The sequence below is a fragment of the Pseudomonas sp. MIACH genome, from assembly GCF_001269925.1.
Classification (GTDB): Bacteria; Pseudomonadota; Gammaproteobacteria; order Pseudomonadales; family Pseudomonadaceae; genus Aquipseudomonas.
The window spans coordinates 43,189-54,411 of record NZ_LHVO01000030.1; the positions used below are offsets into that span (position 1 = coordinate 43,189).

The following is an 11,223-nucleotide window of genomic DNA, read 5'->3' on the forward strand; positions in this document are numbered from 1 at the left end:
AATCGATGTCGAGGCATCGGGCCAAATCCCAGGACTTTTATATTGGCCGCCACAGCGGCTTGCACCCCGGTGACACTGTCTTCAATAACCAGCGCCTCACACGGCGCAACGTTATAAGTTGCACACGCCGTTAAGAACACCAGAGGGTCCGGCTTCCAACGTCCAACTTCATAACAACTGAATATTCGCCCTTGAAAATAAGGCAACAGTCCCACCAGGCGCAGACACTCCTCGATCTTATTGCGCGGCGCACTGGAGGCTACGCAATAAGGCATCTGCAGTACGCTCAATACCTCAACGATGCCATCGGTCGCGGTTAACTCAAGGGTCAATGCTTCCATGGCCCGCACGCGGAAGTCGTGTTCAAACGTCGGCCCCAGACAAATATCTAATAACTGCTCAGCCTCACGCAAACAATCGGCAATCTTTCGCCCACGAAAGTGCTCAATAAAATACGCACTGTCCAGTGTCTTAGCGTGAGGTACATGCGCATTAAGCATGGAGATCAATACAGTCAGGGTAATCTCTTCGCTTTGGACAAGTACGCCATCGCAATCGAAGATAACTAACTTAGGCAAGGTCGTTGCCGCCTGTTCTGGTAGTTCCCCTATAACTGCCGATAAACACATAGGCATCTCTTATAGGTGACTCCGCATGACTTCCGAACTACCAGCGGAGCGGGTTGATATGTGCTTATAAGACACGGGGCAAAAAACCCTGCCAAACGCTTTTTAGCGGTTTTTTAGTATCTTATGGTTATTTTTTATTCTTCTGTTATTCCATTTTTCACCATGGTTGTAGTCGCTAATTTCACACCGATGAACTTCCTTCGGGCGCCGTCAGTCAGCTACTTGAACTCACGAATTTAAGGGCGGGTGGGCAATGCGTATCTCGTTGGAGCAACAAGTAGCACTGGTCACGGGCGCCAGTTCGGGTATCGGCGCCGGTGCCGCCAAGGCTCTGGCGCAAGCCGGCGCGGCCGTGGTGCTGAATTACAACAGCCAGGCCGCACCGGCCGAGGCCCTGGCACAGCAGATCAACGCCGAGGGTGGCCGGGCGATTGCGATCGGTGCTGATGTGTCGAAAGAGGCCGATGTAGAACGCCTGTTCGCCCAGACGCTCGATGCCTTCGGCCACTTGGATATCCTGGTGGCCAACTCCGGTATGCAGAAGGACGCCGCCATCGTCGACATGACCCTCGACGACTGGAACAGCGTGATCGGCGTCAACCTTACCGGCCAGTTCCTCTGTGCCCGTGCCGCAGTGCGCCTGTTCAAGCGCCAGGGCATCCGTGAAGGCGTATCCCGTGCCGCCGGCAAAATCATCCACATGAGCTCGGTGCACCAGTTGATCCCATGGGCCGGGCATGTGAACTACGCGGCGTCCAAGGGTGGCGTGGACATGCTGATGCGCACCCTCGCCCAGGAAGTCAGCGAGCAGCGCATCCGCATCAACGGCATTGCGCCGGGGGCGATTCGTACGGCGATCAACCGTGCGGCCACCGAAGGCGCGGCTGAACAGGAGCTGCTCAAGTTGATCCCCTATGGCCGGGTCGGCGACGTGGAAGACGTGGCCAACGCGGTGGTGTGGCTGGCCAGTGACGCCTCCGACTACGTGGTCGGCAGCACCCTGTTCATTGATGGCGGCATGAGCCTTTACCCGGAGTTTCGTGACAATGGTTGATTTGAAAAACGAACCACAAAGCGCCATCGATGCCCACGGCATCATCGGCGATATGCGCAGCGCGGCGCTGGTGAACGATAAAGGCAGCATCGACTTCTTCTGCTGGCCGGAATTCGACAGTCCATCGATCTTCTGCTCACTGCTGGATACCCCCGACGCCGGTATTTTCCAGCTCACCCCGGACCTGCCCAACGCCCGCCGCGAACAAATCTATCTGCCCGACACCAATGTGCTGCAGACCCGCTGGCTCAGCGATGAGGCCGTGGTGGAAATCACCGACCTGTTGACCATCAGCGAGGAAATCGATGACCTGCCCCTGCTGATTCGCCGCGTACGCGTGGTCAGCGGCCAGGCAACCATTCACCTGCGCTGCGCCGTGCGCCATGACTATGCACGCACGCCCACCCACGCCGCCGTCGATAACGGCACCGTGTGCTTCAGTGCCGACGGCCAGCCCGGCGTGCGCTTATCCAGCAGCCATCCACTGCAACTGGAAAATAACGCCGCCGTGGCCAGCTTTACCTTGCGTCAGGAAGAAGGCGCCGAATTTGTCCTCGGCGGCCAGGACGATGAGCGTGTCAACCACAGCTGCACCGACCTGGCGCTGGCCCACACCCTGAAGTTCTGGCGCGGCTGGATTGCGCAGTCGAACTACCGCGGGCGCTGGCGCGAAATGGTCAACCGCTCGGCCCTGGCCCTCAAACTGCTGACCTCGCGCAAACACGGCGCGATCATCGCTGCCGCCACCTTCGGCCTGCCGGAAACCCCCGCAGGCGAACGCAACTGGGACTATCGCTACACCTGGATCCGCGACGCCTCGTTTACCGTCTACGCCTTTATGCGCCTGGGTTTTGTCGAAGAGGCCAACGCCTATATGCGCTGGCTCAAGGGTCGGGTCAGCGACTGCTGCGGCCAGCCGACCAAGATCCATATCCTCTACGGCATCGACGGTCGCCAGGAACTGCCCGAAACCGAGCTGGACCACCTCAGCGGTCACGGCGGCGCCAAGCCGGTGCGCGTCGGCAATGGCGCGGTTGACCAGATCCAGCTGGATATTTATGGCGAGTTGATGGACGCGGTGTACCTGGTCAACAAGTACGGCGAGGCCATCTCCCACGAGGGCTGGAAACACACGGTGGAAGTCACCGATCAGGTCTGCGAAATCTGGAACCGCAAAGACGTGGGCATCTGGGAAATGCGCGGCGAGCAGCATCACTTCCTGCATTCGCGGCTGATGTGCTGGGTGGCCCTGGACCGTGCGATCCGCCTGGCTTCCAAGCGCTCGTTGCCGGCGCCGTTTGCCCGTTGGGACCAGACGCGCCAGGCGATCTACGCCGATATCTGGAGCAACTTCTGGAACGAAGAACGCGGGCATTTTGTGCAGCATATCGGCAGCACCGCACTGGACGGTTCGATGCTGCTGATGCCGCTGGTACGCTTTGTCGCGGCCACCGATCCGCGCTGGCTGAGCACCTTGGAGGCGATCCAGCAAAGCCTGGTGCGTGACGGCATGGTCTACCGCTACCGCAACGACGACAACGCGATCGACGGCCTGCAAGGCACCGAAGGCGCCTTTGCCGCCTGCTCGTTCTGGTACGTCGAATGCCTCGCCCGCGCCGGGCAAGTCGAGAAAGCCCACCTGGAATTCGAACAACTGTTGCGCTACGCCAACCCACTGGGTCTGTACGCCGAAGAGTTCGACAGCCAGGCCCGCCACCTGGGCAATACGCCCCAGGCGTTGAGCCATCTGGCGTTGATCAGCGCGGCGACATTCCTGGACCGCAAGCTCAGTGGGGAGAAGACTACCTGGCAGCCCTGAGATCAAGTCGATTGCCCTGGACACGTCAGCGCCCTGTCATCAAAAGCAGGGCATGCCGTCACGTCTTTCGACTAGAGTTCCAACACCTGACAGGAGCCCATCATGACCACCGCCGCCCCCCTGCTCTACGTGCGCACCTCCATGCTCGACGTGGCTTATGAAGCCCATGGCCCCGCCGACGGCGAAGCGGTGATCCTGCTGCATGGTTTCCCTTACGACCCTCGCGGCTATGATGAAGTCGCGCCGGTGCTGGCGGAACGCGGCTACCGGGTGCTGGTGCCGTACCTGCGCGGTTATGGCCCTACGCGGTTTATCAACGCGCAGGTGATGCGCTCCGGCCAACAGGCGGCGCTGGGCAAGGATCTGCTGGATTTCATGGATGCACTGTCGATCCCGCGTGCCACGTTGGCGGGGTATGACTGGGGTGGGCGGGCCGCGTGTATCGTCGCGGCGCTGTGGCCTGAACGGGTGCGAGGGCTGGTCACCGGCGATGGCTATAACATCCAGGACATTGCCAAGTCGCTCTCGCCACGGGCGCCGGCGACGGAGCATCGGTTGTGGTACCAGTTCTACTTTCACACCCAGCGCGGTGTGGACGGGCTGACGGCCAATCGCCGCGAACTCTGTGAGTTGCTGTGGTCGCTGTGGTCGCCGTCCTGGGCCGAGGGGCCTGGGCTGTATGGGCAGACGGCGCCGTCATTCGATAACCCGGATTTTGTCGAGGTGGTGATTCACTCCTATCGCCACCGTTTCATGTATGCGCCTGGCGATCCGGCGCTGGAAGCCATCGAGCAGGCCCTGGCGCGGCAACCGGCGATTGGGGTGCCGAGCATTTCGCTGTGCGGTGCCGACGACGGTGTCGGCCCACCGCCGCAAGAGGATGACGACGTGGAGCATTTCAGCGCTTTTTACCGGCGGGAGGTGTTACCTGGCGTGGGCCACAATATTCCCCAGGAAGCGCCTCGGGCCACCCTCGACGCCCTGTTTGAATTGCTCGCCTAGGCCACCGGCGAGAAGCGCTCGCGGTAGGCCTGGGGCGTCACCGACAAGGCCCGCATAAAGCTGCGGCGCAAGGTTTCTTCACAGCCAAACCCACACTGCACGGCGATGCGTTTGATCGACGCCGTGCTGTCGGCCAACTGCCGGCGCGCGGTTTCGACGCGGATCAGTTCGACGGCGCGCGCGGGCGTCTGGCCGGTTTCGGCGCGGTAGTGACGCACAAAGCTGCGTTCGCTCATGCCGGCCTGGGCAGCCAGGGTCGGGATACTCAGGTCGAGGGTCAGGTGCTCGGCCATCCAGGCGTGCAGTTCGGTAAAACGGCTGCCGGCCTTTTGCAGGGACAGGGTCACGCTGAATTGCGACTGGCCACCGGGCCGCTTCAGGAACACCACCAGGTGCCGCGCCACTTCCAGGGCCACGGCGCGGCCCAGGTCTTCTTCGACCAGGGCCAGGCACAGGTCGATGCCGGCGGTCACACCGGCAGAAGTCCACACCGCACCTTGCTGGATAAAGATCGGGTTGGCCTCCACGGTCAACGCCGGGAACTTGCGCGCCAGTTCTTCGCAACGCGTCCAGTGGGTGGCGACGCGGCAGCCATCGAGCAAGCCACTGGCCGCGAGCAAAAACGCGCCGGTGCACACCGAAGCCATGCGCCGGGTGTGCCGGGCTTTCTCGCGCACCCAATCGACCAACGCCGGGTCTTCGGCGGCGCCGTACACGCCCCAGCCACCTGCGATCACCAGGGTGTCGCAGGGCTGGTCGACCGCGGGCAACGGCTCAGCCAACAGCGCCAGGCCGGCAGAGGTCATCACCGGTCCGGCCTGGTCGGCGATCACCGTGACCGCGTAAGGCAGCGGTGCGCCACGCTGGCGTGCCAGGTCATTGGCCGACGCAAACACCTGCAACGGCCCGGTGACGTCGAGCACCTGGGCATTATCGAAAGCGAGCACGTGAACGATTCTGGGCATATTGGCGTGATTCGTGGGTTCAATGGCGTATTCGCCAAAGCCTAGGCCTCTAGAGTGAAGCCGTCTACCCCTTGATCGGAGCTTCATTCATGACCTTGCAGATCGGCTTTCTGTTGTTTCCCGGCATTCAGCAACTGGACCTGACCGGCCCCTACGACGTATTGGGTTCGCTGCCGGATGTGAAGTTGCACCTTGTGTGGAAGGACCTGGCGCCGGTCACTTCCAGCACGGGCCTGGTGTTCACGCCGACCATGACCTATGCCGACTGCCCGAAGCTGGATGTGATCTGCGTGCCCGGCGGTTCCGGCGTGGGCGCATTGATGGAAGACCCGCAGACCCTGGACTTCCTCAAGGCCCACGCGCAGACCGCACGCTACGTGACCTCGGTGTGCACCGGCTCGCTGGTGCTCGGCGCGGCAGGGTTGCTGCGCGGGCGCAAGGCGACGACACACTGGGCCTACCACGACATGCTCGCCCCGCTCGGCGCCATCCCGGTACAGGCGCGTGTGGTGCGTGACGGCAACCTGTTCACCGGCGGCGGCATTACCGCCGGTATCGACTTTGCCCTGGTGCTGGCGGCGGAGTTGTACAGCGAAGCGGCGGCGCAACTGGTGCAGTTGCAGATTGAATATGCGCCGGCGCCGCCGTTCGATTCGGGTAGCCCGGACACGGCGCCTGCGCAGGTGCTGGAGGAAGCCAAAAAACGCACGACTGAGTCGCGCAAAACGCGGGGTGAGATAGTGGCGCGCGCGGCGGCACGATTGGGCTGACCCTGTACCTGTGGCGAGCAAGCTTGCTCGCCACATAATCCATGCCTTTTCGGGGTCAGGCGGGGCGAGACATTACCGCCAAGCGCACCGCCAGCACTGTCAGCACCGTCGCCAAGCCCCATTTCTGTAGCCAGGCGCCTGTTGGGCGCCTGGCGAAGAAGCGGCTCAGCGCCCCGCCAAACATGCCCAACAGCAGGTGAAACACGCCCGCGATGAGGGTAAGCACGCCGCCCAACAGCATCAACTGCATGCCGATGGCGCCCGCCTGCGGCCTTACGAACTGCGGCAAAAACACCACAAAAAACAGCAACGCCTTGGGGTTGAGCAGGCTGTTAAACATGGCCTGCAGAAACACCCGGCCAAGGGGTACGCGGTGCAGGTCGGTCGCGTCCGGCAAGGTTTTTTTCTGCAGTGTTTTGAACACCAGCCACAGCAGGTAGACCACACCCGCATAGCGGATCACGTCAAAGGATGGCGGCCAACTGGCGACCAACGCCGTCACCCCGGTGGCGGTCAATGCGGTCAGCAACACGTCAGCCACACCGATGCCCAGGGCCGAGGCCACTCCCCCGCGCCAGCCGTGGGTGACGCCATGGCTGATCACAAAGGCCATGTTCGGCCCCGGGGATAACAGCAACAACAGCACAGCACCTGAAAAAACTGCCAGGGTCGCAAAGTCGATCATGCTCAAACCGTCCACCGGGAAAAGCCTGCAGATTAGTGCTTGGGCCCGGGGCGAACAAAAAATTGTGCTGGATACATTGTTCATCGGCAATTGCGAATGGCCACGACCAGCGTCTAGAATGCGAAACATTATCAATTAAGACGGCTGCGCCAGGATGCCCATGTCGAGCGATCACCCACTGGACCATGCCGCCATCGGCCAGCTTTATCACACCCATCACTCCTGGCTGCGCGGCTGGTTGAGCCGACGCACTGGTTGCCGTGAACGTGCCGCCGACCTCGCGCAGGAAACCTTTGTGCGCCTGCTCAACGCACGCAAACAGCAGGCCGTGCTGCAGCCGCGCGCGTACCTGAGCAGCATCGCCCGCAGCTTGATGATCGACCAGTATCGGCGCCGCGAACTGGAGCGCGCCTACCTCGAAAGCCTTGCGCATTTTCCCCAGGCCGACGTGCCGTCGGAAGAAACCCGCCTGCTGATTCTCGACAGCCTGGAACGTATCGACCGCCTGCTCGACCAGCTCAAGCCGCGGGTGCGTGAAGCGTTCCTGCTGGCGCAACTGGACGGCCTGACCTGCGCGCAGATCGCCCTGCGCCTCGGGGTGTCCAAGGCCACGGTGGAGCGTGACCTGTCCAAGGCGCTGCATGCCTGCTATCGGTTGCGCTATGCCGACCTCTGACCCGCGCCTGCTCGACCAGGCCATCCAGTGGATGATCAAGCTGCGCTTCAACGTCGCCGACGACGCCAGCACCGCTGCGTTCGAGCGCTGGCTGCACACCAGCGCCGAACACCAGCAGGTCTGGCAGCGGGTGGCGGCGATGAATGATGAGTTCAGCCACCTGCCCGCGCAGGTCGGCCGCCACGCCCTGCACGGTGCACGTCGACGTATCAGCCGTCGCGAAGGGTTGAAGCTGCTCGGCCTGGTGGCTGGTGCGGCCGGCCTGACCTGGTTTGGCCGCGACTACACCCCGCTGCCCGCCTTGATGGCCGACTACCGCACTGCCACCGGCGAACGGCGTTGGGTGGCATTGAACGACGGCAGCCGCATCCAACTGAACAGCGCCAGCGCGTTCGACACGGCGTTTACTCAGGAGCGGCGCCTGGTGCAGTTGCGCCAGGGTGAAATACTGGTCAATCCCGGTGCCGACAACCGGCCCTTCTGGGTACAGACCCGTGACGGTTACCTGCGCGCCCTCGGCACGCGCTTCCTGGTGCACGAAGAGATCCAAGGCACCATGCTCGCCGTGCAGCAGGGCACGGTGGCGGTGTTTGCCGACAACCACGTCGCCGGCGCGCGCCAAGTGATCAACCCCGGCGAACGGGTATTGTTCGACCGCAGTGGCATTCGTTCTCTCGCCGCCAATGGCCTGGACCCTTGGGCCTGGAGCGAAGGCGTGATCAGCGCCCGGGACATGCGCCTGGATGCTTTCCTCGCCGAACTGGGCCGCTACCGCAACGGCCTGCTGCGCTGCAGCGAAGCGGTGGCCGGATTGCGGGTGTCGGGCACTTATCAGTTGGACGACACCGATGAGGTGCTGGGCCTGGTAGCCCACTCACTCAAGCTCGATGTCACTTACCGCAGCCGCTACTGGGTGACCGTCACCGCCCGCGTTTAACATTCGAAAATAAATGAGGTGAATTCTCATTGCCGCTCGACCTGTAAGGAAAGGCCGATCAACAGGCCGGTTCTGTTCACTTCCTTCAGGAGCATCCCGCGGTCATGCAAGCGTTCCCCTTCCCACGTTCACCCCTCAAGCACGCGGTGCACGCCGCCTTGCTCGGCGCCTGCCTGAGCTGCGCAACCGCGCCGCCGTTCGCATGGGCCGAAACGCCGGCCAGCGACACCCAGGCCCGCGACTGGAACATCGCCGCCGGTTCCCTGGCCACGGCCCTGGACCAGTTCGCCCGCCAGGCCGGCATCAGCCTGTCGTATGACGCCACCAGCGTCGCCGGCAAGACCAGCCAGGGCCTGAGTGGTCGCCTGGACCGCGAGCAGGCGCTCGGCCAGTTGCTGCGTGGCCAGGGCCTGCAAGCCCAGCGCCAGGGCAACAGTACCTGGCTGCTGTTGCCGCAAGTGGCCGACGGCGGCGCGCTGAACCTGGGCGCCACCACGGTCACCGGTGAGCGGTTGGGCGCCACCACCGATGGCACCGGGGCCTACACCACGGGTGCGGTGACGATCGGCAAGGGCGAACACAGCCTGCGGGAAACGCCGCAATCGGTGAGTGTGATGACCCGCCAATTGATGGATGACCAGAACCTCACCACCATCGATGACGTGATGGAACGCACGCCCGGGATCACCACCTACGAATCGCCCATGGGCGGCAAATATTTTTATTCCCGTGGTTTCAAGATGCTCGGCCAGTACCAGTACGATGGCGTGCCCCTGGACATGGGCAAGGACTACGTGCAGGCCGACAGCTTCAGCGCGAACATGGCGATCTACGACCGCGTGGAAGTGCTCAAGGGCGCGGCCGGCATGCTCAAGGGCGCCGGCACCGCCAGCGGCGCGGTGAACTTCGTGCGCAAGCGGCCCCAGGCCAAGCCCACCACCAGCCTGTCGCTGTCCGCCGGCACCTGGGACAACTACCGCGCCGACGTCGACACCGGCGGCCCGCTGAATGACAGCGGTACGGTGCGCGGCCGCGCGGCGATCAGCCAACAGAATCGCGGTTCCTACATGGACATTTCCAAGCGCCAGGACCAGGCGTTCTATGGCGCCCTGGATGTCGATCTCAACGCCGACACCACCCTGGGCTTCGGCGCCAGCTATGAAGACGTCGACGCCACACCGTGCTGGGGCGGCCTGCCGCGCTATGCCGACGGCAAAAGCGCCCACCTCAGCCGCTCCACCTGCCTGGGCCAATCCTGGAACGACTGGCAAAGCCGGCGCACCACCTTCTTCACCGACCTCACCCATCACTTCAACGATGACTGGAAACTCAAGGTTGCGGCCGTGCACAGCCGCAACCTGCAAGACACCAAATACGCCGCCAGCGAAGGCACCATTGCCTACGGCAACCCGACGCCTACGGCCAACTCCTATGCGGCGCTGATGGACTACGACCACAAGGACTTCGGCCTCGACGCCTATGTGGACGGCAAGTTCGAAGCCTTCGGGCTGGAACACGAACTGATCCTCGGTGCCAATGGCAGCCGCGGTACCCAGGACGATGTGTACGCGATCCAAAACCTGCCCAGGCGCCAAGGCATCTACCAACCCGACCACCATTTCCCGGAGCCCGCCAACAGCACTTTCTGGCCGAACATGTATCGCGGCGGCACGGTGAAGGAGACCGCGACCCAGTACGGCGCCTACACCACCTTGCGCCTGCGCCTGGCCGAGCCGTTGATGTTTATCGTAGGCAGCCGCGTGAGCTGGTACGAGAACCGTCGCCAGTCCAACAACCTGGCCTGGGGCGAGTGGGCCTTGCAGGATGCCCGCACCCGGGAAACCGGTGAAGTGACGCCGTTTGCCGCACTGATCTACGACCTTAATGAGCACCTGTCGGTTTACGCCAGCTACGCGGATATCTTCCAGCCGCAAAGTTCCTATGCCACGCTCGATGGCGCCGCGCTCAAGCCGAAGATCGGTGACAACTACGAGCTGGGTATCAAGGGCGAATGGTTCGACGGGCGCCTCAACAGCTCCCTGGCGCTGTTCCGCGCCGTCGAGAAAAACGCGGCCGAATCCGATTACATCGCCCAGTGCCCGACCTCCGCCGACGGCTATTGCTACACCGACAGCGGCAAGGTGCGCGCCCAGGGCGTGGAGGCGGAAATCAGCGGTGAAGTGCTCGAGCGCCTGCAGGTATCCGGCGGCTACACCTACACCCAGACCAAGTCCCTGAAGAACATCGATACCGCCCTGGAGGGCGGTACGTCCAACACCTACGTACCTCGACACATGCTGCGCATGTGGGGCGACTACCAGCTCGACGGCGCCCTGTCGAAATGGAGCGTGGGCACCGGCGTCAACGCTCAGAGCAGCAATTACCGCGTGCAGACCATCAAGCTCGAACAGGCCGGTTACGCAACCTGGAGTGCCCGTGTGGCGTACCGTATCGACGACACTTGGACCGTCGCACTCAACGGCAACAATCTGTTCGATAAAAGTTACTACAACACGGTGGGTACAGCCTCCTGGGGTAACTTTTATGGCGAGCCACGAAATTTTACGGTGAGTTTGAAAGGCAACTTCTGATCTGGCGAAAGTCCCGCAGGCAGGGCACTTCGTGCGCCCTGCCACCCCCTCTTTGTCCCCCCTTCCTACCGCCTTTGAAAAAAGGTTTTTCCTTT

The 11,223-nt window shown here is 62.7% G+C and carries 9 protein-coding genes and 1 pseudogene; 7 read left to right on the top strand and 3 right to left on the bottom strand.

Features of this window, described 5'->3' with window-relative positions:
• Positions 1-38 precede the first annotated feature (38 nt).
• Positions 39-635, bottom strand: a pseudogene (locus AD670_RS32265) (HAD family hydrolase); the annotation flags it as partial.
• A 247-nt stretch (positions 636-882) separates the two neighbouring features.
• Between AD670_RS32265 and AD670_RS12365 the strand changes: the two are divergent.
• The 3 genes from AD670_RS12365 to AD670_RS12375 all read left to right on the top strand — a co-directional run bounded on the left by AD670_RS12365 (position 883) and on the right by AD670_RS12375 (position 4,504).
• Entirely contained in the window at positions 883-1,683 is an 801-nt protein-coding gene (locus AD670_RS12365; RefSeq protein WP_053132247.1) for a glucose 1-dehydrogenase, read from the top strand.
• A complete protein-coding gene (locus tag AD670_RS12370; protein ID WP_053132251.1) occupies positions 1,676-3,502 on the top strand; it encodes a glycoside hydrolase family 15 protein in 1,827 nt (608 codons plus the stop codon). The genes AD670_RS12365 and AD670_RS12370 overlap by 8 nt, the downstream gene beginning before the upstream one ends.
• A gap of 102 nt (positions 3,503-3,604) precedes the next feature.
• Positions 3,605-4,504, top strand: coding sequence for an alpha/beta fold hydrolase (locus AD670_RS12375; RefSeq protein ID WP_053132254.1), 900 nt, complete (start codon positions 3,605-3,607; stop codon positions 4,502-4,504).
• Here the strand turns inward: AD670_RS12375 and AD670_RS12380 are convergent.
• A complete protein-coding gene (locus AD670_RS12380) occupies positions 4,501-5,469 on the bottom strand; it encodes a GlxA family transcriptional regulator (protein WP_053132256.1) in 969 nt (322 codons plus the stop codon). The two genes, AD670_RS12375 and AD670_RS12380, sit on opposite strands and share 4 nt — an antisense overlap.
• An 89-nt stretch (positions 5,470-5,558) precedes the next feature.
• Here AD670_RS12380 and inhA point away from each other — a divergent pair, with 89 nt between their 5' ends.
• Positions 5,559-6,239, top strand: coding sequence for an isonitrile hydratase (inhA, locus tag AD670_RS12385; protein ID WP_053132258.1), 681 nt, complete (start codon positions 5,559-5,561; stop codon positions 6,237-6,239).
• A 55-nt stretch (positions 6,240-6,294) separates the two neighbouring features.
• Here the strand turns inward: inhA and AD670_RS12390 are convergent, their stop codons facing one another.
• On the bottom strand, positions 6,295-6,924 hold the full coding sequence (locus AD670_RS12390) for a LysE family translocator (RefSeq protein WP_053132323.1): 630 nt from the start codon (positions 6,922-6,924) through the stop codon (positions 6,295-6,297).
• Between the two features lie 160 nt (positions 6,925-7,084).
• Between AD670_RS12390 and AD670_RS12395 the strand changes: the two genes are divergently transcribed.
• The 3 genes from AD670_RS12395 to AD670_RS12405 all read left to right on the top strand — a co-directional run bounded on the left by AD670_RS12395 (position 7,085) and on the right by AD670_RS12405 (position 11,128).
• Positions 7,085-7,600 carry a sigma-70 family RNA polymerase sigma factor gene (locus AD670_RS12395; protein WP_053132260.1) on the top strand — a complete coding sequence of 172 codons (516 nt, stop codon included), beginning with the start codon at positions 7,085-7,087 and terminating at the stop codon, positions 7,598-7,600.
• Complete coding sequence (locus AD670_RS12400) at positions 7,587-8,537, top strand: FecR domain-containing protein (RefSeq protein ID WP_053132263.1); 951 nt, start codon at positions 7,587-7,589, stop codon at positions 8,535-8,537. Before AD670_RS12395 ends, AD670_RS12400 begins: the two co-directional genes overlap by 14 nt.
• 104 nt (positions 8,538-8,641) lie before the next feature.
• Positions 8,642-11,128 carry a TonB-dependent receptor gene (locus AD670_RS12405; RefSeq protein ID WP_053132264.1) on the top strand — a complete coding sequence of 829 codons (2,487 nt, stop codon included), beginning with the start codon at positions 8,642-8,644 and terminating at the stop codon, positions 11,126-11,128.
• Positions 11,129-11,223: the final 95 nt, after the last annotated feature.